This is a genomic window from Streptomyces yamdrokensis (assembly GCF_053890455.1).
Window position 1 is genome coordinate 647,211 of the sequence record NZ_CM132679.1, and the last position, 24,340, is coordinate 671,550.

Consider the following 24,340-nt stretch of genomic DNA (forward strand, 5'->3'; position numbering starts at 1 on the left):
CTTACGGTTGAGTCCAAAACCACCTGAGCACCACTCGCAACGGAATCGCCGATCACGTGAACATCACCCGCGGCTTCACCGGCCGCCCCCGCGCGCACGACCCCGGCCTGCCGCCCGGCCAGTACGACGCGGGCGACGAATGGCCCGTCCTGTCCGCCGAGGTCACGCCCGACCTGGCGCCCGCCGACTGGGCGCTGCGGATCGACGGGCTGGTGGCGGAGCCCCGCACCTGGAACTGGGAGCAGGCCCACGCCCTGCCGGCCTCGGCGTACGAGGGCGCGATCCACTGCGTGACGAGCTGGTCGAAGTTCGGGGTGCGGTTCGGGGGCGTCTCCCTGGACGCCTTCTGGGAGGCGGCCCGGCCCCGTGGGTCCGCCACACATGTGGTCGCCTACTCGCACACCGGCTACACGGCGAACCTGCCGCTCGCGGACCTGACCGGCGGGCGGGCCTGGATCGCCTGGGATTACGACGGCCGGCCGCTCGCACCGGAGCACGGCGGCCCGGCCCGGCTGATCGTGCCGCATCTGTACTTCTGGAAGAGCGTCAAGTGGATCGCGGGCCTGCGGCTCCTCGACCACGACGAGCCGGGGTTCTGGGAGGGCAACGGCTACCACGCGCGCGGCAATCCCTGGGAGGAACAGCGGTACTCCGGTGACTGAGACGGCTGAAATGGCTGGAGTGGTTGAAGTGGCTGAGGCGGCCGAAGGGACTGCGGTGACGGAACGTGCGGTGCGGCCGCAGGGGGCACGGGGCCAAAGCCCGGAGGCCTCACCGGCTCCGTTCGCCCCTCCGACACGGTTCGCCGTGCCCGGGCGCATCGGGGTGAGCGAGCAGACGGCCTCGGTGTGGCGGACCGCGACACTGACCGGCATCCGTCGCGAGACACCGCGCGCCGCGACCTTCCGCTTCGCCGTGCCGGGATGGCCGGGGCATGTGCCCGGTCAGCATCTGCTGCTGCGGCTGACCGCCGAGGACGGCTATGCGGCCCAGCGCCACTACTCGATCGCGTCCGCGCCGGACGACTCCGGGCACATCGAGCTGACCCTGGACCACGTGGCGGGCGGGGAGGTGTCGGGCTGGTTCCACTCGGTGGCCCGGCCCGGCGACCGGGTCGAGGTGCGCGGTCCGCTGAGCGGCTTCTTCGCCTGGCCGGGCGACCGGCCCGCACTCCTGGTGGGTGCCGGCTCGGGTGTCGTCCCGCTGATGTCGATGGTGCGGCACCACAGGGCCCGGGGCCTGTCGCTGCCCCTGCGGCTGCTGGTGTCGGCACGCAGCCCCGAGGAGTTGATCTACGGGGGTGAGTTCGGCTCGGAGACCCTGCCGGTGTTCACCCGCAGCGCGCCGAAGGGCGTGGCCGTGGGACGTATGGCGGCCGCACATGTGGCGCCACTCCTGGCCGAAGCCCCTCCGGGCGGGTGGGAAGCCTACGTGTGCGGTTCCAACTCCTTTGCCGAGCATGCCTCCAGGCTGCTCGTCGCGGCCGGACAGCCCGTGGACCGGATCCGTATCGAACGCTTCGGCTGACCCGCGCCGGGAGGGGCAAAGCCGGGCAGGCCGGGTCGGGCTGCCGTTTCGGACCCGTCGGCAGCAAACGCTTTCCACGCTCTTTACCTGCGCCTCTCTGTTCTTGTGTATACATGGACCGAGTCCGGCGAGGGGTCTGGCGGGCGCTACGACGGCCCACGTACGGTGTGATCGCTTCGTACGGTCCCGGCACAAAGGCGGTTCCCCCATGCCCCTGTTCGACCTTCCCCTCGACGAACTGCGCGCGTACCGGAGCGCGTCCACGGCACCGGACGACTTCGACGGGTTCTGGGCCAGGACGCTCACGGAGGCCCGCGAGCACGAGCTGGACGCCCGCTTCGAGCCGGTCGACACAGGTCTGACCACGGTGCGGGTCTTCGATGTGACCTTCGCCGGGTTCGGAGGCCATCCGGTCAAGGGCTGGCTGACACTGCCGGCCGGGGCCGAGGCGCCGCTGCCGCTGGTCGTGCAGTTCATCGGTTACGGCGGTGGCCGCGGACTGCCCCACGAGCATCTGCTGTGGGCCTCGACGGGCCGGGCACACTTCGTGATGGACACCCGCGGCCAGGGCAGCGCCTGGGGCGGCGGTGGCGGCACGGCGGACCCGGAGGGCGGCGCGCCCGCGTATCCCGGGTTCATGACACGCGGCATCGACGCGCCGGAGAACTACTACTACCGCCGGGTGTTCACGGACGCGGTACGCGCGGTGGAGGCGGCCCGCTCCCACCCCCTGACCGATGCGGCACGCACCGCGGTTCTCGGCTCGAGCCAGGGCGGTGGCATCACCCTCGCGGTGGGCGGGCTGGTCCCGGACCTGGCGGCGGTGGCCCCGGACGTGCCGTTCCTGTGCGACTTCCCTCGGGCGACGACGCTCACCGACCGGCATCCGTACCGGGAGATAGGCCTCTACCTGAGGACGCACCGGGGCCGTACCGACGACGCCCTGCGCACTCTGTCCTACTTCGACGGCGTGCACTTCGCCGCCCGCGGCTCGGCGCCCGCGCTGTTCTCGACGGGACTCGAGGACCAGACCTGCCCGCCTTCGACGGTCTTCGCGGCGTTCAACGCCTGGGGGCACGACGACAAGTCGATCGAGGTGTACGACTTCAACGACCACGAGGGCGGCGGCCCCTTCCAGGAGGCGGCCCAGCTCCGGTGGATGCGCCCGCACCTCTGAGGGAACGAACCGCGGACTTTCGGACAGGACGGATGCGGCGGACTCCCGTGATCCATCCGGCTCCCGGAGAACGGGACCCGGCCGCCGCCGCACCGCACGCGCCCCCGCACGACACCGTGCGGGGACGCATCGCCCCGGTCCTGTTTCGGCCGAACTCCCGGACCGCACTTCCCTGGTGGTTTAGACCAATGGTAGATGTGGTGGCGCAACGAACCCACACCACTACGGGACGTCACCAACAGGAGGCGCGGCATGGCCCGCACCACCCCGCACGACCCTTTACAAGCCTCGCCACCCACCACACCGCGCACCGCTCCGCACGGCCCTCCGCACTCCGGCGACGAACCGCTCTACCGGCGGATCGCGACGGAACTGCTCGGCGAGCTGCGCGGCGGAGCCATTCCGCCCGGCGAACGGCTCCCGGGTGAGCGGCGGCTGGCCGAGCACTTCGGAGTGAGCCGGGAGACCGTACGGCAGGCGCTGGAGGTGCTGCGCCGCGACGGCCTGGTCGCCACCGACCGGCGGGGCAGCCATGCCACCCTGCAGGGGCCGCCGGTGGAGACGCCCGCCTCGCTCACCTTCCCGGTCGGCGCGCGGTGCGCCGGCCGGGACGCGATGGCACGGGCCACCGTGTCCTGGGAGTCGCCGCCGCCCGGGCACGCCGAGGCACTGGCCCTGGCGCCCTCCCGGCCGACGCTGGTGCACCGCTACTGGTCCGCGTCGGCCGACGGGCGCGAACTGCGTACGGCGGTGAGCTCGTTCTCCGCCGTGGCGCTCTCGGAGGTCGAGGAGCTGGCCCGCTGCCGCGACCGCGCCGACGGCGCCACGGCCGCGGAGTTGCGACGCGCCTACGACTGGCTGCGCAGGGCCGGGCTGACGCTGCACCACCGCGACACGATCACCAGGATCGCGGGCACACCGTCCGTACGGGTCACCCGGCGGGTGCACGACCAGTACGCCCGGCCGCTGGAGATCACGGAGCTGATCGTGGACGCCCAACAGGACGCACTCGTCTACGAGTTCACCTTGCCCGCAGCGGTCTGACCGGCACGACCGACGATGGGCGCCTGCCCGGCGGATCAGAGTCGGAGACAACCGGCGGTGCCTGTTCTGCCGGGGTGAGCGGGGTCCGGTGCGTGCGGGGTCCGGTGCGTACGGCTGCAAGGCGCAGGAGAGCGCCGACGCCCTGGGCTCCCCCTGCCCGAAGAGCGTGGAGGAGTGCGTGCCGGACCCCGCGTCTGCGACGGGGTCCGCCGGACAGGCCCTATTGGCCGGCCCTCCGTTCCTCGGGCCGCTCGGCGACGACCAGGCGGACGCGTGGGCTGCCGTCCGGCCGCTGCCCGAACTCGGGCAGCGGGTGGAGTTCGACCCAGAACCCGGCCCGGTCCAGCTCGCGCTGGAGATCACCGAAGCGGAGGGCGCGGTAGTACATGACGAACGGCGGGCGCCACACCGCGTTACGCACCCGCATCGCCACGTCGAAGCCCAGCAGCACCCCGTACGCGAGGGAGCCCGGCCGGGGCGGGGCGGCCACCGGGAAGGCGAACCGTCCGCCGGGCCGCAGTACACGGTGGACCTGGGCGAACAGCCCCGGCAGCTCGGCCGGCAGGAAGTGGCCGAACGCCCCGAAACTCACCACCAGGTCGAAGGCCGGCCCGAACGGCAGCGCCCGCGCGTCCGCCCGTACCCATCCGGCCGTCGGCCCCTCGGGCCGGCTCCGCCCGCGCGCGACGCCGAGCATGCCCGCGCTGAAGTCGACGCCGGTGACACTCCGGCGGCACACCCGAGCCAGCACGTCCATGCCCGCCCCGGTGCCGCAGCACAGATCGAGCCCGGAGTCGAACGGCCCCAGCCTCCGCAGCGCCTCGGCGGTGGCGTCGAGCACCGAGTCGGGTGTGCGGAAGGGGGTGTGGTCGAATTTCGGCGCGAGGAGGTCGTATCCGCGTTGCACGGACGACAGCGCCTGGACGGCGAGTTCACGCAGGCGGGGGCCTTCTGGGCTGAACATCGGATCAGCCTAGCCCCGGGTCCGGGATCCGCCCGGGAGGTCAACCTCGTCCGCACTGTGCGATCCGTCGACTGTGAGGAGTTGTGATGCGGGCATTCCGTGAGGCCGTGGAGGCGCACGACATGGACGCCGCCGGAGCGCTGCTGGCCGAGAATGTCGTCTTCTCCAGTCCGGTCGTCTTCAAGCCGTACACCGGCAGGCCGGTCACCGCGGCGATTCTGCACGCTGTGGCGGAGGTCTTCGAGGACTTCCGCTATGTGCGGGAGGTCAATGACGCGAACGGCCGTGACCACGTGCTCGTGTTCACCGCTCGGGTGGGCGACCGCGCGGTCGAGGGCTGCGACATCATCCATGTCGACGATCACGGCCGCATCGACCGACTCACCGTGATGGTGCGCCCCTTGTCGGGCGCGCAGGCTCTCCAGGCGGCCATGGCCGCGAAGTTCGACCAGATCGCACGGACCGCGCAGGCCCCCTCGGCCTGAACGGACGCGTCCGAACCGCTCCGCCCGGGGTTCTCGCTCCGAACCGCTCCCCCAGCCCTTCCCGAGGGCCCGCCGGTCGCTTCCGGCGGGCCCTCTTCCGGCTTCCCCCTTCGCACATACACACCCCGGTGGTACAGTGCAGGCGGTATCCGTTTTGCGCCCTCATTCAGGCGCCGGTGCCAGTTCTTCCTCGGATTCTCATCGGTGCGCCGTTCCGCCCGTCGTTCCGGGCCGGCCGTCCGGCATTCCCACACCACCTCGTGAGCAGGGTTTCACCGCCCCGGCCGAGGTGCTGTTCCCACCGCCCCGAGCGCTGAATGCGTCCTCCTGCGCGGTTCTCCCCTTCCCCGTATGTGTTCCCTCCCCCAGTCGTCCACGAAAGGACCGGCCCCATGACCACCACCACACTCGACCGCCCCACCGTCCGGCAGCGGCCCCGGCCCGACAGCGGCGTCCTCGACATCGACCCGGCCGGGAAGGGGCACCTGCGGGCCGGCACCTGTCTGCCCTCCCCCTCCGACCTCGCCGTCTCCCCCGCCGCACTCCGTCGGTACGGCCTGCGCAAGGGCGACCTGATCGAGGGCCTGCGCGGTGACCGGCGCGGCCTGACCGAGGTCACCCGGATCAACGGCCGGGCCCCCGAGGCACAGCACGAACGGCCCCGCTTCGGGGAGCTGACGCCGCTTCACCCGAAAGAGCGGCTGCGTCTGGAACACCCCGCGTCCGGTCTGGCCGGGCGCGTCGTCGATCTGCTCGCCCCTGTCGGCAAGGGACAGCGGGGCCTGCTCGTGGCCCCGCCGAAGACCGGCAAGACCGTACTGATCCAGCAGCTCGCGGCGGCCGTCGCGGGAAACCACCCCGAGTGCCGCCTGATGGTGGTGCTGCTCGACGAACGCCCCGAGGAGGTCACCGACATGCGGCGCTCGGTGCACGGCGAGGTGTACGCCTCGACCTTCGACCGGCCCGCCAAGCAGCACATCGCCCTGGCAGAGTTGGTGATCGAACGGGCCAAGCGGCTGGTCGAGGCGGGCGAGGACGTCGTCATCCTGCTCGACTCGCTGACCCGGCTCTGCCGCGCGTACAACAACGCCGCCGCCTCCGGTGGCCGCACCATGAGCGGCGGGGTCGACACCACGGCGCTGATCGGACCGAAGCGGTTCTTCGGTGCCGCGCGCCGGACCGAGGAGGGCGGTTCGCTCACGATCCTCGCCTCGGCCCTGGTGGAGACCGGTTCCCGCGCCGACGAGTTCTACTTCGAGGAGCTCAAGGGCACCGGCAACATGGAGCTCCGGCTGAGCCGTGAAGCGGCGTCACGCCGGCTGTTCCCGGCCGTCGACATCGTCCCGTCCGGCACCCGTCGCGAGGAACTGCTGCTCACACCGGCGGAGTTGACGGCCGCCCGCGGTCTGCGCAGGGTGCTGCGGTCCCGGGACGGGCAGTCCGGCCTGGAGACACTGCTGGAGCGGATGCGTGAGGCCCCCGACAACGCGGCCTTCCTCCGGCGCGTCCAGCCCACCCTGCCCGGCAGCTGACGCCCCGGGCGGCCGGCCGTTGCCGGCACCCGGCCGTTCCGGCCGCCGCCCCTCCCTGCCGCGGACAGTCGTTGCCGTCGTACCGACGTGCGGCATCCGAGTGCTTGCGGAGGGCCTGCGGCCCGGTCACCGCGGCCGTCCGGGGTCCCCTTCCTACGTTTGCGGTATGACTATCGGTTTTGCTTCGCGGGCGGCCGTATCCACCTGTGCCCTCTGCACAGCGGGCCTGCTGGCGTTCGCCCCCGCCGCGGCGAGTGCCGGTACGCGCGCGGACCCCGCGCCGTCGCCCGGCTCCGGAGCACAGACGGCCGCGGGACCGCGTGCCGCACCCGCGGCGACGCCGGACGCGCTGCTGCACCGCTCCGGCACCCAGGTCCGCCCGCGCGCCGGGGCGCCCGAGGTCCCGAAGCTGTCCGCCCGTTCGTGGCTGGTGGCCGACGCCGGCTCCGGTGCGGTGCTCGCCGCGCGCGACGCGCACCGCAGGCTGCCGCCCGCCAGCACCATCAAGACCCTGTTCGCGCTCACCCTGCTGCCCGCCCTGCCCGCCGGCATCCGGCACACCGTCAGCGAGGAGGAACTGACGGGCATCGGCCCCGGCAGCAGCCGTGTCGGGGTCGCCGAGAACCTCACCTACCGGATCTCCGACCTGTGGAACGGGGTCTTCCTCAGCTCCGGCAACGACGCCGTGCGCGTGCTGGCCTCGCTCAACGGCGGCTGGAAGGTCACCGCCGAACGGATGCAGGACAAGGCCCACGCCCTCGGCGCCCACGACACGCGGGTGAAGTCCCCCGACGGCTACGACGCCCCGGGCCAGGTGTCGTCGGCGTTCGACCTGGCGGTGTTCGGCCGGGCCGGACTGCAAAACCCCGACTTCGTCCGGTACTGCTCCCTCGAGGAGGCCGTGTTCCCGGGCCGCGACGACGGGTCGTACCCGATCCGCAACACCAACCGGCTTCTCACCGGCTCGGACGGGGTGGAACGGTACCCGGGGATCGTCGGGATCAAGAACGGCTACACCAGCGGCGCCGGCCACACCCTCGTGGCGGCGGCCCGCCGGGACGGACGCACCCTCGTGGTGACGGTGCTGAACCCCCGGCGGGGCGGCGCGCACACCGTGTACGAGGAGGCCCGCACGCTGCTGGACTGGGGGTTCGAGGCGTCGGGCGAGGTCGATGCGGTGGGGTCGCTGGACGCCCTGCGGGCCGCGTCGCTGCCGGGGCCCCAGGCACAGCCCCCGACCGCCCAGGCCCCCACCACGGTTTTGGCGGCACGGGGGGCCGGGCCCGAGCGGACGGTGGTGTGGACCGTGGCGGGCACGGCACTGCTGGGCGCGGTGGGCACGGGCCTGTTCCTGCGGCTCAGGTGGGGTCCGGTGGTACCGGACTGACCGGCCGCGACGCATGTCGCCCGCCGCACCACCACCCCGCGCCACGCCCCCTCACACCGTGCGGCACTCCGAGAGGCCGTCAGCGTCGTGCGGCGGTCCCGGCCAGCGGCTCCAACGCCGCTACCGGACCGAGGCCGCCGACCGGCAGGCCGCCGCCGAGCAGCGGTTCGCCGGCGAACGCGGTGAGCACGTCCGGGTCGACCCCGGCGTGGGCGAGGGCGGCCGCGGTCACCGGGAGGCGGGCCCGGTCGGCTCCGTCGGAGATCTTCACGGCGACGGCGCTGCCGTCGGGCAGGGCGGCGACCTGTACGCCCTCGAAGCCGTCCTTGGCGAGCAGCCCGGGTACGGCCCTCATCAGGGCGGCTACCTCCCGGCCGGAGCCCGAGGCCATCGCGGGGTGCTCACGCATCGCGTCGGCGACCCGGGCCTCGGGGGTGCCGGGCGGGGCGGTGGTGATCCGGGCGGCGGCGCGGGCGAGGCCGTGCAGGGAGACGGCGAACAGGGGTGCGCCGCAGCCGTCGACGGTCACCCGGGCGACGCGCTGCCCGGTGAGGTCCTCGACCGTCCCGGCGATCGCACGCTGGAGGGGGTGGGCGGGGTCGAGGTAGTCGCCGAGGGACCAGCCGTTGAGCCGGGCGGTGAGGAGCATGGCTGCGTGCTTGCCGGAGCAGTTCTGGGCGAGCCGGGAGGGCGGTCGGCCCTCGCGTACCCAGGTCTCGCGTACGGCCCGGCCGAACGGCAGGTCCGGGACGTTGCGCAGGTGCTCCTCGGTGAGTCCGGCGCCCGCGAGGACACGCCGGGCTCCGGCGAGGTGGCGTTCCTCGCCGGAGTGGCTGGCGGCGGCGAGGGAGAGCAGCTCGCCGTCGAGCGGGAGCCCCGCCCGCACCATGGCGACGGCCTGGACGGGCTTGAGCGCGGAGCGCGGGTAGCAGGCGGCCTCGATGTCACCGAGCCCGAGCCGGACCTCACCGTCGGCGCCGAGGACGACGACGGAACCGTAGTGGACACCCTCCACGACCCCGCCGCGGACGAGCTGGGCGACGGGGGCGTGGAAGGGTTCGCGGACCGGGGGTGCGGCCGCGGGGGACGTGCTGTTCATCGGGATCGTTTCTCCGTGGGTGCGGGCCGGTGGGGGTCCGTCGGGGTGCGCCTGTGCGGGGTCCCGCCGTCCGCCGCGGAGGCCGGGCGCACGATGGCCGTCAGGGTCGTCCCGACCCGGTCGAGATGGTGGGACATCGCCTCGGCAGCGTCCTCCTCGGAGCCCTCGGCCAACGCCTGGACGATCGCCCGGTGCTCGCGGTTGGACTGTTCGCGCCGGTCCCCGAGCTGGTTGAGGAAGGCGGACTGGCGGGCCAGCGCGTCCCGGATCTCCTCGACGACCTTGCGGAACACGGGATTTTGGCCGGCCTCGGCGACGGCGAGGTGGAAGTGGGTGTCCATGGCCGCCCAGGCGGTGGTGTCGGTCTCCCGGTCCATCCGTTCCAGCAGGCGGTGCAGGAGGTCGAGGTTCTCGGGGGTACGCCGCCGGGCCGCGTACCGGGCGACCGGGATCTCGACGTGGCGGCGCACCTCCAGCAGATCACCGGCCGTGTAGTCGCCGAAGGTGGGGTCCCCGACGGCGTCGGCGACGACGAAGGTGCCCCTGCCGGTCCTGGACGCGGTCAGGCCCAGGGTCTGCAGCGCCCGCAGTGCCTCGCGCAGCACGGGCCGGGAGACCTCGAGGGTGCGGCACAGCTCCGCCTCGGAGGGGAGCTTGTCGCCGACGGCGTACTCGCCGCGCTCGATGGCGTCGCGCAGGTGGGAGAGGACCGCTTCCGTCGCGCTGACGCGCCGCGGCCCGACCCCACCTGTCTGGCTGCCTGACAGGTTCACAGGGGTGATGGTGCGGGTCGGACGCCGAAGGTGTCAAGCCGGACAGGACGGTGCCCGCGCTGGGGCTGCCCACACCCCCGTCCCGGGGGTCAACGTCATTCTGCGGCGGGGCCCGCGTTCGCATACTCACGTACATGGCCAATCCAACGGTGCTCGATCCGACGGTACCCACGCAAACCCCGCCCGCGTCCCCGCCCGCACGTGCCCGCGAGAAGGGGAGCGACTTCGCCGAACTGTCGCGGCGCATGGCCGCGGAAGGGCTGCTCAGGCGCCGCCCCCTCTACTACACCCTGCGCCTGGGGGCCGTGGGCCTCGCCCTCGCGGGAGGTGTCGCCGCCTTCCTCCTCCTGGGCGACAGCTGGAGCCAGCTGCTCGTCGCGGCGGCCCTGGCCGTGGTCTTCGGGCAGCTCGCACTGGCCGCCCACGATCTGGCGCACCGGCAGGTGTTCTCGCGCCGGCGCCCCAGTGAGGCCGGTGGCCTGCTGGTGGCCGACGTACTCCTCGGCATGAGCTACGGCTGGTGGATGAACAAGCACACCCGCCACCACGCGAATCCCAACCACGAGCGGAAGGACCCGGATGTCGCCCCCGACCTGCTGGTCTGGTCGCGCCGCCAGGCGAGCCGGGCGCAGGGCCCCGCGCGGTTCATCGGCAAGCACCAGGCCGCCCTGTTCCTCCCCCTGCTGACACTGGAGGGCCTCAACCTGAGTTTCAGCAGCTTCAGGGCCCTGCGCGGCCCTGCGGTGAAGCGGCCGGTGCTGGAGGGGACCCTGCTCGTCGCCCACTTCGCCGTGTACTTCGGCGGCCTGTTCACGGTGCTCTCCCCCGGCAGGGCGCTTGCCTTCGTCGCCGTCCACCAGGGTCTGTTCGGGATCTACCTCGGCTCCGTCTTCGCCCCCAACCACAAGGGCATGCCGATGGTCGAGGAAGGGGAGCGGCTGGACTTCCTGCGCCGTCAGGTCCTCACCTCCCGCAACGTCACGGGCGGTGTGTTCGTCGACGTCTTCATGGGCGGGCTGAACCACCAGATCGAGCACCATCTCTTCCCCAGCATGCCCACCCCCGCTCTCGGCCGGGCCCAGGTCATCACCGAGCGGTACTGCGCCGAGCTGGGCATCCCGTACTGCCGGACGGGGCTGTTCGCCTCGTATGCCACGGCGCTGCGTCATCTCAGGAGCGTGGGGGAACCACTGCGCGAGGCCCGCTGACGGACGGCGGCCCGCCTTCCCGCAAAGGGCGGGCAAGGACGGACGGCCCACTACGCCCACAGCACGTCGGCCAGGGCCGCGCCCGCGAACGCCGCGCCCAGGCCGGCCGCGACGCTCGCCCCGACGTTCACGGCGGCATAACGGACGGCCCCCGCCTCGGCGAGGCGGAGCGTCTCGTAGGAGAAGGTGGAGTACGTGGTCAGGGCGCCGCACAGACCGGTTCCCAGCAGCAGCCGGAGTTGCGGGCCCGCGGCGCCCGCGGCCACCGCGCCGGTGAGCAGGCCGAGTATCAGACAGCCTGCGACGTTCACCGTGAAGGTCCCCCAGGGGAAGACCGAGTCGTGCCGGGACTGCACCGCGCGGTCGGTGAGATAGCGCAGCGGCGCCCCGACCATGGCGCCCAGTACGACCAGCAGCCAGGTCACGGGCCCTCGCCTTCCGGCCCGGGCGTGTGGGCACCACGGCCGCCGTCCGGGTACCGGACGACCTCGCAGGCCTCGAGGGTCACCAGGCCTTCGGTGACGAGCGCGTCCAGCTCTGGCAGGAAGGCGCGTACACGCTCCTCGGTGTCGACGACCACGACCGCCACCGGCAGGTCCTCGCTCAGGGACAGCAGCCGGGAGGTGTGGACGAGCGAGGAGGCACCGAAGCCCTCGATGCCGCGGAAGACACTGGCTCCCGCCAGTCCTGCCGCGTGGGCACGGTGGACGATCTCCGAGTAGAGGGGCCGGTGGTGCCAGGTGTCGTTCTCCCCGATGAACACGGTCAGGCGCAGGGCGCCGCCGGTCAGCCGTGTCATGACTGCCTCCTCCTGAGAACGCGGCGGGCCGCGGACGCGGCCGCCCACACGGCGGCCAGCGCCGCGAGCGGGGTGACGGCGAGGTAGACGAGGGCAGGGCCCCCGCTGCCGCCGTCGAACAGGTTCCGGACGTCGACGGCGTAGGTGGAGAAGGTGGTGAAACCTCCGAGGACACCGGTGCCGAAGAACGGGCGGACGAGGGGGTGGGCGGCACGGCCCCCGGTGATGATCACCATGAGGACGCCGATCACCGCGCAGCCGGTGATGTTGACCCACAGGGTCGTCCACGGGAAGCCGTCCGCCGGTGTCGGCCACCACAGGGAGGCGGCATGGCGGGCGGCGGCGCCCGCTCCCCCGCCGGCTGCGACCACGGCGACGACGGAAGCGTGCGCGCGGAGGACGGGGCGGGCCCGGGCGGGTGGGGGCGGGGGTGGCACGGGCGTACGTCTCCTACTCGTCGGGCGGCCCGGACGTGCGGGCGCGCGTCTGCAACAAGTAGGGACCGTTGGCGGCGGTGCCGCGGTTCGGGTACGGCGGGCCCCACCGCCGCGCCGCGGGACGTGCTCGCGGCCGGGGGTCAGTCTAAGGGGTCCTTGCACTGTGAGCGCCCGGTGAGGTCGCGTGGTCCGGTGCCGGGGGTACCGTCCACGCCTTTCAGGCAGTGGGGAGCATCGCGAGGCGCCACAGAGCCCTCGTGGCGGAGCCACCAGGGCTCTGTGGCAACGCGGCGAGGTGCGGTGCCGGGCCGCGCGACCCGGGCGGGCACAGTGCAAGGACCGATAGAACCCAAGGCCCGCGGCCAGGGGCCCACGGACGTGTATGCCGTGGGCCGTACGCGTCACCAGCCCTTTTCGAGCATCCGCGCGACCTCGGCGATCCGCACCTCGTCGCACCGGTGGCACGGACGCCCGGCGACGCCGCCGGTGCGCAGCATGCCGACGGCCGTGAGCCGCCGGAGGTGGGTGAGGGCGACCGGGCGGGTCATGCCGAACCGGCCGGCGACGGCCTGCGCGGTGGCGCCGTGTTCGGCGCGGCCGGGTTCCCTCGGCCAGGCCAGGACGTGCAGCCGTGTCCCGTCGTCGGGCGTCCTGATCATGTCGTCCGCCTCCGCCCCGGCGTCCCCTCCCGGCGCTTTCACTGTCCCGCGGCCGACGCCTCCGTGCCAGGCGCTCCGGCACGTTGCCTCGGAGAGCCGACCCGCCCCGGAGAAAAGGTGGTTGAAGAACACACGGGCCCGGCGGCACACCAGTGCGGGGCCCGGCCGCACACGTACCGTCATGTGTGCGGCCGGGCCCCGGCGTACGTCAGGAGCTCACACGCTCACCGGTGGCCGAACCACGACATCGCGGGCAGGGCCCGGTCGTCGTAGCCGAACAGCGCCTGGTTCTCCCAGCCGTTGCCGGAGGCCGGGTCGGCCGGGTCCCAGCCGTTGCCGGTGCGGGCGGTCCAGGTGGCCTCCCAGTAGAAGATTCCGAGGCCGCGCCCGTTCGGGACGGCCTCCACGATGCTCGCCACGTCGTTCATCCACCGGCTCTGGCCCGCCGCGGTGGCCGGGTAGCCGGGGACGAGTTCCCCGGTGAGGTCGATGATGTTCTCCAGCCCGTCCTCGCTGTCGAGGCGGAACGGGTAGGCCGTCTCGGCGAGGAAGACCGGCTTGCCGTAGCGGGAGGCGGCGTCGTCCAGGGTGGTCTGGAAGTCGTGCAGCGTGCCGTGCCAGTAGCCGTAGTACGACAGCCCGATGGCGTCGAACCTCACGCCCCGGGACACCGCGTTGTCGAACCACCAGCGGGTGCCGTCGAGGTCGCCGCCCTCGGCCAGGTGCAGCGCGACGGTGGTGGACGGGGCGACCGCCTTGACCGCGTCGTAGCCGGAGTTGAGCAGGCCGGCGAGCTGCGTCCAGTTGTCGGTGGAGCCCTCGTTCCAGAGCATGCCGCCGTTGATCTCGTTGCCGACCTGGACCATGTCGGCGGTGGTGCCCTGTGCCTTGAGGGCGCTGAGGACGTCGTACGTGTGCTGGTACACGTCCGCCCTCAGCTGGCTGTAGGAGTGCCCCGCCCAGGCGGCGGGCTTGTTCTGCTTGCCGGGATCGGCCCAGGTGTCCGAGTAGTGGAAGTCGACCAGCAGCTTCATGCCCTGGGCCTTGACCCGCTGGGCCATGGCGAGGACGCGCGCCTTGTTGTTGTACCCGTCGGCCGGGTCCACCCAGACCTTGAGGCGGGCGTAGTTCATGCCGGCCGAGCGCAGGATGGCGATGCCGTCACCGGCGTTGCCGGAGGCGGTCCGGTAGACGCCGCCCTTGGCCTCGCTCTTGGGCAGGGACGAGATGTCGGCGCCCTTGACCGCCAGGCCGGAGGTCCCCGGGGCGAAGGTCAGGTCGTCGACGTTGATCCAGTTGCCCGCGTTGGCATCGCTGTTGACGCTGATCGTGCACTGGTTGTTCGTCACCCTGACGGGTACGACGATCCGTATCCAGTCGCTGGCGGACACCGGCAGGTCGGTGCGTTGTTCGGCGCCGCCGCAGTTCTTGAGGGCGAGGTGGGCGGCGTTCTGACCGCCGCCGGAGCGGACCCAGGCGGTCAGCTTGTAGTCGCCGTTGGTCAGACCGGACAGGTACTGGTACGTCTCCACCTGGTAGGCCGAGGACGACCAGTGGGAGAGGCGGTGGCTGCCGCTGCGTCCACCGGACTCGGAGTACGAGGCGGCGGTGGAGCCGTACTCCGACCAGCCGGCCGGGGTGGCGGCGCCCGAACCGTCGGCTTCGAAGCCGCCGTTGGTGAGGGTGCTCGCCGCGGTCGCGGTCTGGGCGGGCAGTGCGGTGAGGGAGAGCCCCGCGGCGAGCGGCAGCAGCAGGGCCCTGAGGACGGTTGTACGGGTGTGTGTGCGCGTGCGTCTGGGATGGAACATGGGTGTTCGTCGTCCCTTCGACGTGGGAGAGGGGTCGCCCCCGCCCGCGGCGGGGCGGAGGCCTCCCTCCGCCCGCGGCGTGCGCTGCTCACGCGGGCGGAGGGGAGTCGTGGCTCAGCCGTCGAGTCGGACGACCCGGACGGCTCCGGACGGGACCGCCAGGCGGCCCGCGGCGCGTTCACCCGTCAGCAGCTCGGTGCCGGGGGTGTCCAGCGGCACCTTGGTGTCGCCGGCGGTGTGGTTGATCACGAACAGGAAGGTGCCGGACTCCCCGGTGCGGCGCACCACTTCGACGTCGCGGGGCAGGTCGGCGCGCGGGGTGATCCCGGTCTCCCCCACGGCCCGGCCGAGCAGGGTGTCCAGTCCTTCGGCGCCCAGGCGGGTGGAGACGTACCAGGCGCTGCCCTCACCGAGGCGGTGCCTGGTGACGGCGGGGCGGCCGGCGGTGAGGCCGTCGGCGTAGGTCCAGACGGTCTCGGCGCCGCGCGGCACCACGAACTCGGACCATACGTCGGCGTCGAGCTCGGAGCCGTCGGGGCCGGTCAGGCGCACCCGCCCGCCGGCCGGGAGCGGCGAGAACTCCTCGACGGTCAGGCCGAGGACGTCCCGCAGAGGGCCGGGGTAGGCGCCGTCGTGCACGGCGTCGTGCTCGTCGACGATGCCGGAGAAGTACGAGACGACGAGGGTACCGCCGTTCTCGACGTACTCCTTGAGGTTGTCCCCGGCCGCCTCGGTCATCAGGTACAGGGCGGGGACGACGACCAGGGGGTACCCCGACAGGTCGGCCTCCGGGTGCGCGAAGTCGACGGTGAGGTGGCGGTCGTAGAGCGCCTCGTAGAAGGAGTCGGCCCGTTCGCGGGCGTCGTGGTCCTCGCTGGGGTGCCAGTCGAGGTTCTGCGCCCACCAGGAGTGCCAGTCCCACAGCACGGCGACGTCGGCCTCGGTGCGGGTGCCGCGCAGGGGGGCCAGCGCGTCGACGTGTGCGCCGAGTTCGACGACCTCGCGCCATACGCGGGTGTCGGTGCCGCCGTGCGGGAGCATCGCCGAGTGGAACTTCTCGGCGCCGCGCCGGGACTGGCGCCACTGGAAGAACATGGCGCCCTCGGAACCGCGTGCCACGTGGGCGAGGGAGTTGCGGGCCATCTGGCCGGGTGCCTTGGCCGGGTTGCGGGGCTGCCAGTTGACGCCCGAGGTGGAGTGTTCGAGCAGCAGCCAGGGGGCGCCGCCCGCGACGGAGCGGGTGAGGTCGGCGGACATCGCCAGGTTCACGTGGGTGCGGCGGCCGTCGGTGATCAGGTAGTGGTCGTTGGTGACGAAGTCGACCTCGCGGCCCCAGGCCCAGTAGTCCATGGAGTCGCACTGGCTGAGGGCCGTCATGAAGTTGGTGGTGACCGGGATGCCGGGCGCGAGGCGGTGCAGGATGTCCCGCTCGGCGGTGAAGTTCTCCCGCACGGTGGCGTCGGCGAACCGCCGGTAGTCCAGCGCCTGGCCGGGGTTGCCGACCGTCGGGGTGGCCCGCGGCGGGTTGATCTGCTCGAAGCCGGCGTAGCGCTGGCCCCAGAAGGCGGTGCCCCAGGCCTCGTTGACGGCGTCGACGGTGCCGTAGGTACGGGCGAGCCAGCGGCGGAAGTGGGCGGCGCAGCCGTCGCAGTAGCAGGCGGAGACGGGGACGCCGTACTCGTTGTGGACGTGCCACATCGCGAGCGCGGGATGGTCGCCGTAACGCTCGGCGAGCCGGGTGGTGATGTCCGCGGCGGCGGCGCGGTAGGCGGCGTTGCTGTGGCAGATGGCGCCGCGGGAGCCGAATTCGTAGCGCACCCCGTCCGCGGTGACCGGCAGCGCGTCCGGATGGGCGCGGTAGAACCAGACGGGCGGCACCACGGTGGGCGTACCCAGGTCGACGCGGATGCCGTTCTCGTGCAGCAGGTCCAGGACCCGGTCGAGCCAGCCGAAGTCGTGGACGCCGGGTTCGGGTTCCAGCAGGGCCCAGGAGAAGATGCCGACGCTCACCATGGTGACGCCGGCCTCACGCATCAGCCGGACGTCCTCGGCCCAGACGCTTTCCGGCCACTGCTCGGGGTTGTAGTCCCCACCGAAGGCGAGCCCGGTGAGGCCCGTGGGGGTGGTCTCCGGCATGGATTGTCTCCCGATATGTCGAACTGCTGGGAACGTGCACACACACTTTGGGCGGCACTAAGCCAACATAACCGCACAGCAACAACCATTGACAAGTGTCCGGGATGTTTCTCTACTGTGAACGCTCACAGAGCAGCGCGAGCCACGGTACGAGCCGCGCGCAGCTGGGCAGCAGGTCTTCGCGAGAGGCGGGGGCCCAAGGTCAGGGGAGAGTTCCATGCGATACACGAAGCACCGTCGCCTCGTGAGTTCCGCCATAGCGGTCACGCTCGGCGCCACCACGCTGGCCGCGTGCGGCTCGTCGTCCGACGACGACAGCGGGGCCCGGTCCGGTCCGGTCTCACTGACGTACTGGGCCTGGGCCCCGGGCATGGACAAGGTCGTGGACCTGTGGAACGAGGGGCCCGGCAAGAAGGAGCAGATCAAGGTCACGGTGAAGAAGCAGGCGTCCGGCGACACGCTGGTCACCAAGATCCTCACCGCGCACAAGGCGGGCAAGGCCCCGGACCTGGTGCAGGCGGAATACCAGGCGCTGCCCACGCTGGTCAGCAATGACGCGCTCGCCGACATCTCGAAGGACGTGGGCGACGCGAAGAGCAAGTTCGCGGACGGCGTCTGGCAGCAGACCACGCTCGGCACCGACGCGGTGTACGCGGTCCCGCAGGACATCGGGCCGATGATGTTCTACTACCGCGAGGACCTGTTCGAGGAGTACGGCCTGACGGTGCCGACGACCTGGGACGAGTTCGCGGACACCGCGCGCAAGCTCAAGAAGGAGTCACCGGAGACGGATCTGACCACGTTCTCCGCCAACGACTCGGGGCTGTTCGCGGGGCTCGCCCAGCAGGCCGGCGCGCAGTGGTGGACCACGTCCGGCACCAAGTGGAAGGTCGGCATCTCCGACGACGCGACCAAGAAGGTCGCCGAGTTCTGGGGCGGCCTGGTCAAGGAGGGTGCCATCGACAACCAGCCGATGTACACCCCGGCCTGGAACAAGGCGCTCAACACCGGCAAGCAGATCGCGTGGGTCAGCGCCGTGTGGGCGCCGGGCACGCTGAGCACGGCCGCGCCCGACACCAAGGGCAAGTGGGCCATGGCCCCGCTCCCCCAGTGGACCGACGGGGAGAACAGCACCGGCAGCTGGGGCGGCTCCTCCACCGGCGTCACCACGGACTCCGGGAACAAGGAGGCAGCCGCGAAGTTCGCCACCTGGCTGAACACCGACGGCGAGGCGCTGAACGCGCTGGCGAAGGAGAGCGGCATCTACCCCGCCTCCACCTCGGCCCAGCTCAGCGGCGCCTTCACCACCCCGCCGGAGTACTTCTCCAACCAGCCGGACTTCTACAAGAAGGCCGCCGAGATCGCGCAGACCACCGCGCCGTCCGCCTGGGGCCCGAACGTCAACGTGGCGTACACGACGTTCAAGGACGCCTTCGGTGCCGCCGCGAAGAACAAGTCCGACTTCGTCGCCGCCGTGGACAGCATGCAGCAGGACACGGTCGCCGACCTGAAGAAGCAGGGCTTCGAGGTCGCTCCGTGACACCCCCGGCACGTGGGAAGGCGTACGGGGTCGAAGGGGCCCCGTACGCCCGCCCGTCCCGCACCTCTGCACTCAGGCGCACCCGCAGCGCCCCCTTCCTCTTCCTGATCCCCGCGACGGTTCTCTTCCTGCTCTTCTTCGCGCTGCCCATCGGGTACGCGGTCTGGCTCAGCTTCCGCAAGGTGCAGGTGTCCGGGCTCGGCCTGGGCGCGGGCGCCCGCACGGAGGTCTGGGCCGGCCTGGAGAACTACACCGCCGCCCTCTCCGACAGCGAGCTGCTGGACGGCGCGCTGCGTGTGCTCGGCTACGGCTGCATCGTGGTGCCGGTGATGCTGGGGCTCGCCCTGGTGTTCGCGCTGATGCTGGACTCCGAGCGGGTGCGGCTCGCGCCCTTCACCCGGCTCGCGATCTTCCTGCCGTACGCCATCCCGGGCGTGATCGCGGCGCTGTTGTGGGGCTTTCTGTACCTGCCCGACGTGAGCCCGTTCCACTTCGTGCTCGACACGTTCGGCCTGCCGCAGCCGGACCTGCTGGACGGCGGTCCGCTGTTCCTCGCCCTGTCGAACATCGCGGTGTGGGGCGGCACCGGCTTCAACATGATCGTCATCTACACCGCGCTGCGGGCCATCCCGCTCGAGGTGTACGAGGCGGCGAAGCTGGACGGCGCCACCCCGCTGCAGATCGCACTGAAGATCAAGATTCCGATGGTCGCGCCGTCGCTGGTGCTCACCTTCTTCTTCTCGATCATCGCGACGCTCCAGGTCTTCAACGAACCGACCACGCTGAAGCCGCTCACCAACTCCGTCTCCACCACCTGGAGTCCGCTGATGAAGGTGTACCAGGACGCCTTCGGCAACGGCGACATCCACTCCGCCGCCGCGCAGGCCGCCCTCATCGCGCTCGCCACCCTGGTGCTCTCCTTCGGCTTCCTGCGGGCCGCGAACCGACGCAACAAGCAGGACGACAGTCAAGGAGCCGCCCGATGAGTTCCGTGGCCCTGAACAAGGCCGAGCCCGTGGCCGGCACCGCCCCGGGCACCGGCCGGGCTCCGGCGCGGCCCCGCCGGACCGCCCTGATCCCCACCCTGACGCTGCTGCTCGGCGCGCTGTACTGCCTGCTGCCGGTCGCCTGGGTGGTCGTCGCGTCCACCAAGTCCGGCAGTGAGCTGTTCTCCACGTTCACGTTCTGGCCCGGCACCGGCTTCACCGAGAACCTCTCCGACCTGAACGCCTACCGCGACGGCGTCTACTGGACGTGGATGGGCAACTCCGCCCTGTACGCCGGCCTCGGCGCCCTGCTGTCGACGTGTGTGTCGGCGGTCAGCGGCTACGCGCTGGCGGTCTACCGCTTCCGGGGCCGCGAGACGCTGTTCAACGTGCTGCTCGCGGGTGTGCTGATGCCGCCGGTGATCCTCGCCGTCCCGCAGTACCTGCTGCTCGCCCAGGCGGACCTCACGGACTCCTACCTGTCCGTGCTGCTGCCGCAGATCCTCTCCCCGTACGGCGTCTATCTCGCGCGGATCTACGCCGCGGCGTCGGTGCCGTCCGACGTGGTGGAGGCCGGGCGGATGGACGGGGCCGGCGAGTGGCGCATCTTCACCCGGGTCGCGCTGCCGATGATGCTGCCCGGACTGGTGACGGTGTTCCTGTTCCAGTTCGTCGCGATCTGGAACAACTTCCTGCTGCCGTACATCATGCTCAGCGACGACGAGAAGTTCCCCATCACGCTCGGTCTGCACACGCTCCTCGAACAGGGCGCCAACACCCCGGCGTTGTACACCCTGGTGATCACGGGTGCGTTCCTCGCGGTGTTCCCGCTGGTCGCGCTCTTCCTGGTCATCCAGCGGTTCTGGAGCCTGGATCTGCTGTCCGGAGCCGTAAAGTCATGACCATGAGCAACACGGGGGGCAGGCGCAGGCCGCCGACGATCCACGACGTGGCGCGCGAGGCCGGTGTCTCGCGCGGCACCGTCTCGCGTGTGCTCAACGGCGGCCACTACGTCAGCCCGTCCGCGGCGGAAGCGGTCAACGCCGCGATCCGCAGGACGGGTTACGTGGTGAACCGGCACGCCCGCTCGCTGATCACCGGCCGCTCCGACTCGGTGGGCTTCCTGCTGACGGAGCCTCAGGAGCGGTTCTTCGAGGACCCCAACTTCAATGTGCTGTTGCGTGGTTGTACGCAGGCACTGGCCGCGCACGACATTCCGCTGCTGCTGATGATCGCCGGCACGCAGGCCGAACGGCGGCGCATAGTGCGGTACATCACCGCCGGACATGTCGACGGGGTGCTGCTGGTCTCCAGTCACTCGGGCGATCCGGTGGCCGAGGAGCTGCGGGCCGCGGGCGTCCCGCTGGTCGCGTGCGGCAAGCCCATCGGGCTGGGTTCCAAGGTGAGTCACGTGGCCGCGGACGACCGGGACGGCGCCCGTGACATGGTGCGCCATCTGCTGTCGCTCGGCCGGCGCAGGGTGGGCATGGTGACCGGCCCGCTCGACACCCCGGGCGGCGTGGAACGCCTCGCCGGGTACAAGGAGGTGCTCGCCGAGGCCGGTATCGAGAGCGACGAGCGGCTCATCGTCTCCGGCGACTACAGCAGGGCCAGCGGCGAGGCGGGCGCGGAGCGGCTGCTGGCCGGGGCGCCCGACGTGGACGCCGTGTTCGTCGCCTCGGACCTGATGGCGCAGGGTGTGCTGACGGCGTTGCACCGCGCGGGGCGGCGGGTACCGGAGGACGTGGCGGTCGGCGGCTTCGACGACTCCCAGGCCGCGGTCTCCACCAGCCCCGGCCTGACCACGATCCGGCAGCCGTGGGACCGCATCAGCTCCGAGATGGTACGGGTTCTGCTGGCCCAGGTCGGCGGTGAGGACCCGGCCACGGTGATCCTCCCGACGGAACTGGTGAAGCGCGAGTCGACCTAGAACACGCGCCGGGTCCGGGCGTGACGTGCGCCGCTCCACCATTAGTTGAATACCGGACAAGTGTTACTGTTCAACCATGACAGCGGACACGGTCGGCGTCCGGCTCGAGGAGCGGTGGCGGGAGATCCTGGCGGTGCACGCCCGCACCCTCGGCGAGATCGACCGCGCGCTGCATCCGCACGGTCTCGGCGCATCCGACTTCGAGGTGCTCGACCTGCTCGCGACCGCGTCGCCCCGGGAGGGCGAGCAGTGCAGGGTGCAGAACCTGGGCGGGCGGGTCCACCTCAGTCAGAGCGCACTGTCCCGCCTCATCGCCCGGCTGGAGAAGGACGGTCTGGTCGCCCGCAGCATCTGCGCGGAGGACCGGCGGGGTGTCTACGTCACGCTCACCGCCAAGGGCCACGACCTGCACGCCGAGGTACTGCCGCTCCAGCGCGCGGCCCTGACCCGCGCGCTGGGCGAGCAGTCCGCCGCACCGGACGGCCGCGGCATGCCCGGCGGCGCGCCTAGGGACGGGCAAGCAGGGTTCGCACCCCCTCGGACGTCAGCGTGAGGCGGTGTTCCGAGCTGCCGTCGATGGTGAGGGACAGTTCGTCGGCCGGCCATTGCGCGGCCAGCGCCCCGAGCGGCACCAGCCGGTAGCGGGAGACGAAGGGCAGCAGCCCCGACATCTCCAGTTCCGAGGTGAACACCGGCACCACCTGGATGCCGTCCGGCTGCTCCATCACGGGCAGCGCGACCGCGCCGGGCTCGGCGGCCTCGTCGCCCGCGTCGTCGGGCACGGGGATCAGTACGTCACTGTGGGCGAGGGCGTCCAGTGCCGCCGTGTCCTGGGTGTTCTCGGCGAGAGTGTTCAGGGCCCGCTGGGCGGACGTGGGGGCGTTGTTCTCGTGCGCAGGTGTCTCCATGACAGTTTCCCTCGTAACGGCGGTCGTACGGACCCGCCCCGGACGGAATCGGCGGATCGCCAGAACGGCGGATCAGCGGTCGGGCCTGGATCCGCTCCGGGCACGGTCCTGCACGCGTACCCGATCGCGCGGGCCGCAATCCTGCTGGACACCCGAAGGGCAGGCACCCCCTCGGACCCCCCTGACCGGCATAGTTATCATATGAGCGCCGCCTAGCTCGAAAGATAATCCTGTGACTGTCAACGAAGACTCGTTCACCAACTGGAAACACCGCGAGGAGATCGCGGAGTCGATGATCCCGATCATCGGGAAGCTGCACCGCGAGCGCGACGTCACCGTCCTGCTGCACAGCCGCTCCTTGGTGAACAAGTCGGTGGTCTCGATCCTCAAGACCCACCGCTTCGCCCGTCAGATCTCGGGCCAGGAACTGTCGGTCACCGAGACGCTGCCGTTCCTCCAGGCGCTCACCGCGCTCGACCTCGGCCCGTCCCAGATCGACCTCGGTCTGCTCGCCGCGACCTACCGCACCGACGACCGCGGACTGTCGGTGGAGGAGTTCACCGCCGAGGCCGTGGCGGGGGCCACCGGTACCCACAAGATCGACCGGCGCGAGCCGCGCGACGTCGTCCTCTACGGCTTCGGCCGTATCGGCCGGCTCCTCGCCCGCCTGCTCATCGAGAAGTCCGGCTCCGGCAACGGCCTGCGGCTGCGCGCCATCGTGGTCCGCCGGGGCGGCGAGCAGGACATCGTCAAGCGCGCCTCCCTGCTGCGACGCGACTCCGTGCACGGTCAGTTCCAGGGCACGATCACCGTGGACGAGGCGAACAGCACGATCGTCGCCAACGGCAACACCGTCAAGGTGATCTACGCCGACGACCCGTCACAGCTGGACTACACGGCGTACGGCATCAGGAACGCCATCCTCATCGACAACACCGGCAAGTGGCGCGACCGCGAGGGCCTCTCGCTGCACCTGCGGCCCGGCGTCGACAAGGTGGTGCTGACCGCGCCCGGCAAGGGTGACGTGCCCAACATCGTGCACGGCGTGAACCACGACACCCTCAAGCCCGACGAGCAGATCATCTCCTGCGCGTCCTGCACCACCAACGCGATCGTCCCGCCGCTCAAGGCGATGGCGGACGAGTACGGCGTGCTGCGCGGCCACGTGGAGACCGTCCACTCGTTCACCAACGACCAGAACCTGCTGGACAACTACCACAAGTCCGAGCGCCGCGGCCGCTCCGCGCCACTGAACATGGTGATCACCGAGACGGGTGCCGCCTCCGCCGTCGCCAAGGCGCTGCCCGACCTCGACGCGACGATCACCGGCAGCTCGGTCCGGGTCCCGGTGCCGGACGTCTCCATCGCGATCCTCAACCTGCAGCTGGGCCGCGAGGCCGACCGCGGCGAGGTGCTCGAGTACCTCCGCGAGGTGTCGCTCACCTCGCCGCTGAAGCGCCAGATCGACTTCATCAGCGCCCCCGACGCGGTCTCCAGCGACTTCATCGGCTCGCGGCACGCCTCGATCGTCGACGCCGGCGCCCTCAAGGTCGAGGGCGACAACGCGATCCTGTACCTCTGGTACGACAACGAGTTCGGCTACTCCTGCCAGGTCGTCCGGGTCGTCCAGCACGTCTCCGGGGTGGAGTACCCGACCTTCCCGGCGCCGGCTCCGGCTTCCTGACCGGCCGGGCACGGGGGGGAACGGACGGACAGGCGGAAGGACATACCGCCAAAAGGTACGCGGAGGGTACGGCGGGGCGGGGCCGGCGAGCAGTCGGCCCCGCCCCGCCGCTCTGCGTCGGCTTTCTCAACCACCCATAAGGAAGCGCCCGTACAGGCCCCGGGTGCCAACGTGGTGGCGAAACCGCGTCACGTCGAGGTCCGGATCGGTAACGATCGGCTCGTATCGGTTGCCCAGCCCGGCACAGTTCCTAGTCT

24 protein-coding genes are annotated in these 24,340 nt (G+C 71.6%); 14 read left to right on the top strand and 10 right to left on the bottom strand.

All coding sequences use genetic code 11. The features are described 5' to 3' along the window. Window positions 1-56: 56 nt before the first annotated feature. The 4 genes from ACWZEH_RS02415 (at window position 57) to ACWZEH_RS02430 (ending at window position 3,748) form a co-directional block, all read left to right on the top strand. A complete protein-coding gene (locus ACWZEH_RS02415) occupies window positions 57-662 on the top strand; it encodes a sulfite oxidase-like oxidoreductase (RefSeq protein WP_456195298.1) in 606 nt (201 codons plus the stop codon). Window positions 663-807: 145 nt separating this feature from the next. After that, window positions 808-1,527 carry a ferredoxin reductase gene (locus ACWZEH_RS02420; protein WP_456195299.1) on the top strand — a complete coding sequence of 240 codons (720 nt, stop codon included), beginning with the start codon at window positions 808-810 and terminating at the stop codon, window positions 1,525-1,527. A 208-nt stretch (window positions 1,528-1,735) separates the two neighbouring features. After that, window positions 1,736-2,704, top strand: a complete 969-nt coding sequence (locus ACWZEH_RS02425) for an acetylxylan esterase (RefSeq protein WP_456195300.1) — start codon at window positions 1,736-1,738, stop codon at window positions 2,702-2,704. A gap of 252 nt (window positions 2,705-2,956) precedes the next feature. Next, window positions 2,957-3,748 carry a GntR family transcriptional regulator gene (locus tag ACWZEH_RS02430; protein WP_456195301.1) on the top strand — a complete coding sequence of 264 codons (792 nt, stop codon included), beginning with the start codon at window positions 2,957-2,959 and terminating at the stop codon, window positions 3,746-3,748. Window positions 3,749-3,968: 220 nt separating this feature from the next. Here ACWZEH_RS02430 and ACWZEH_RS02435 read toward each other — a convergent pair whose 3' ends face one another. Continuing rightward, a complete protein-coding gene (locus ACWZEH_RS02435; protein ID WP_456195302.1) occupies window positions 3,969-4,712 on the bottom strand; it encodes a class I SAM-dependent methyltransferase in 744 nt (247 codons plus the stop codon). Window positions 4,713-4,798: 86 nt separating this feature from the next. Between ACWZEH_RS02435 and ACWZEH_RS02440 the strand changes: the two genes are divergently transcribed. The 3 genes from ACWZEH_RS02440 to ACWZEH_RS02450 all read left to right on the top strand — a co-directional run bounded on the left by ACWZEH_RS02440 (window position 4,799) and on the right by ACWZEH_RS02450 (window position 8,116). Beyond that, entirely contained in the window at window positions 4,799-5,197 is a 399-nt protein-coding gene (locus ACWZEH_RS02440; protein WP_456195303.1) for a nuclear transport factor 2 family protein, read from the top strand. Window positions 5,198-5,589: 392 nt separating this feature from the next. After that, complete coding sequence (rho, locus tag ACWZEH_RS02445) at window positions 5,590-6,729, top strand: transcription termination factor Rho (RefSeq protein ID WP_456195304.1); 1,140 nt, start codon at window positions 5,590-5,592, stop codon at window positions 6,727-6,729. Between the two features lie 166 nt (window positions 6,730-6,895). Continuing rightward, on the top strand, window positions 6,896-8,116 hold the full coding sequence (locus ACWZEH_RS02450) for a D-alanyl-D-alanine carboxypeptidase family protein (RefSeq protein ID WP_456195305.1): 1,221 nt from the start codon (window positions 6,896-6,898) through the stop codon (window positions 8,114-8,116). 79 nt (window positions 8,117-8,195) lie between these two features. On the opposite strand, the gene ACWZEH_RS02455 is transcribed toward ACWZEH_RS02450, so the two are convergent. Continuing rightward, entirely contained in the window at window positions 8,196-9,215 is a 1,020-nt protein-coding gene (locus ACWZEH_RS02455) for an asparaginase (RefSeq protein WP_456195306.1), read from the bottom strand. After that, window positions 9,212-9,988: a FadR/GntR family transcriptional regulator gene (locus tag ACWZEH_RS02460; protein WP_456195307.1), complete on the bottom strand. Its 777-nt coding sequence runs from the start codon at window positions 9,986-9,988 to the stop codon at window positions 9,212-9,214. The genes ACWZEH_RS02455 and ACWZEH_RS02460 overlap by 4 nt, the downstream gene beginning before the upstream one ends. A 134-nt stretch (window positions 9,989-10,122) precedes the next feature. Here ACWZEH_RS02460 and ACWZEH_RS02465 point away from each other — a divergent pair, with 134 nt between their 5' ends. Next, window positions 10,123-11,196, top strand: a complete 1,074-nt coding sequence (locus ACWZEH_RS02465; protein WP_456195308.1) for a fatty acid desaturase family protein — start codon at window positions 10,123-10,125, stop codon at window positions 11,194-11,196. A 50-nt stretch (window positions 11,197-11,246) separates the two neighbouring features. Here ACWZEH_RS02465 and crcB read toward each other — a convergent pair whose 3' ends face one another. From crcB to ACWZEH_RS02495, 6 genes are all read right to left on the bottom strand, one after another. Beyond that, on the bottom strand, window positions 11,247-11,621 hold the full coding sequence (crcB, locus tag ACWZEH_RS02470) for a fluoride efflux transporter CrcB (RefSeq protein WP_456195309.1): 375 nt from the start codon (window positions 11,619-11,621) through the stop codon (window positions 11,247-11,249). Continuing rightward, window positions 11,618-11,995, bottom strand: a complete 378-nt coding sequence (locus ACWZEH_RS02475; RefSeq protein WP_456195310.1) for a DUF190 domain-containing protein — start codon at window positions 11,993-11,995, stop codon at window positions 11,618-11,620. The genes crcB and ACWZEH_RS02475 overlap by 4 nt, the downstream gene beginning before the upstream one ends. Continuing rightward, window positions 11,992-12,432: a fluoride efflux transporter FluC gene (locus ACWZEH_RS02480; RefSeq protein WP_456195311.1), complete on the bottom strand. Its 441-nt coding sequence runs from the start codon at window positions 12,430-12,432 to the stop codon at window positions 11,992-11,994. The genes ACWZEH_RS02475 and ACWZEH_RS02480 overlap by 4 nt, the downstream gene beginning before the upstream one ends. A 401-nt stretch (window positions 12,433-12,833) precedes the next feature. Further along, window positions 12,834-13,091 (bottom strand): ArsR family transcriptional regulator, encoded by a 258-nt coding sequence (locus ACWZEH_RS02485; protein WP_456195312.1) that lies wholly within the window; start codon window positions 13,089-13,091, stop codon window positions 12,834-12,836. Window positions 13,092-13,315: 224 nt separating this feature from the next. Further along, on the bottom strand, window positions 13,316-14,899 hold the full coding sequence (locus ACWZEH_RS02490) for a glycoside hydrolase family 53 protein (protein ID WP_456195313.1): 1,584 nt from the start codon (window positions 14,897-14,899) through the stop codon (window positions 13,316-13,318). 114 nt (window positions 14,900-15,013) lie between these two features. Then, complete coding sequence (locus ACWZEH_RS02495; RefSeq protein ID WP_456195314.1) at window positions 15,014-17,035, bottom strand: beta-galactosidase; 2,022 nt, start codon at window positions 17,033-17,035, stop codon at window positions 15,014-15,016. Between the two features lie 217 nt (window positions 17,036-17,252). On the opposite strand from ACWZEH_RS02495, the gene ACWZEH_RS02500 reads away from it, so the two are divergent. The 5 genes from ACWZEH_RS02500 (at window position 17,253) to ACWZEH_RS02520 (ending at window position 22,044) form a co-directional block, all read left to right on the top strand. Further along, the gene (locus tag ACWZEH_RS02500) at window positions 17,253-18,575 is read left to right on the top strand and encodes an ABC transporter substrate-binding protein (RefSeq protein WP_456195315.1); all 1,323 of its coding nucleotides are present in this window, start codon (window positions 17,253-17,255) and stop codon (window positions 18,573-18,575) included. After that, entirely contained in the window at window positions 18,572-19,561 is a 990-nt protein-coding gene (locus ACWZEH_RS02505) for a carbohydrate ABC transporter permease (protein WP_456195316.1), read from the top strand. Before ACWZEH_RS02500 ends, ACWZEH_RS02505 begins: the two co-directional genes overlap by 4 nt. Beyond that, window positions 19,558-20,463 (top strand): carbohydrate ABC transporter permease, encoded by a 906-nt coding sequence (locus tag ACWZEH_RS02510; RefSeq protein WP_456195317.1) that lies wholly within the window; start codon window positions 19,558-19,560, stop codon window positions 20,461-20,463. Before ACWZEH_RS02505 ends, ACWZEH_RS02510 begins: the two co-directional genes overlap by 4 nt. Beyond that, window positions 20,460-21,491: a LacI family DNA-binding transcriptional regulator gene (locus tag ACWZEH_RS02515; RefSeq protein ID WP_456195318.1), complete on the top strand. Its 1,032-nt coding sequence runs from the start codon at window positions 20,460-20,462 to the stop codon at window positions 21,489-21,491. The genes ACWZEH_RS02510 and ACWZEH_RS02515 overlap by 4 nt, the downstream gene beginning before the upstream one ends. Window positions 21,492-21,567: 76 nt before the next feature. Continuing rightward, on the top strand, window positions 21,568-22,044 hold the full coding sequence (locus tag ACWZEH_RS02520) for a MarR family winged helix-turn-helix transcriptional regulator (protein WP_456195319.1): 477 nt from the start codon (window positions 21,568-21,570) through the stop codon (window positions 22,042-22,044). On the opposite strand, the gene ACWZEH_RS02525 is transcribed toward ACWZEH_RS02520, so the two are convergent. Beyond that, the gene (locus ACWZEH_RS02525) at window positions 21,998-22,399 is read right to left on the bottom strand and encodes an SseB family protein (protein WP_456195320.1); all 402 of its coding nucleotides are present in this window, start codon (window positions 22,397-22,399) and stop codon (window positions 21,998-22,000) included. The genes ACWZEH_RS02520 and ACWZEH_RS02525 overlap by 47 nt on opposite strands. A 232-nt stretch (window positions 22,400-22,631) precedes the next feature. Here ACWZEH_RS02525 and ACWZEH_RS02530 point away from each other — a divergent pair, with 232 nt between their 5' ends. Further along, window positions 22,632-24,083 (top strand): glyceraldehyde-3-phosphate dehydrogenase, encoded by a 1,452-nt coding sequence (locus ACWZEH_RS02530; protein WP_456195321.1) that lies wholly within the window; start codon window positions 22,632-22,634, stop codon window positions 24,081-24,083. Window positions 24,084-24,340 lie beyond the last annotated feature (257 nt).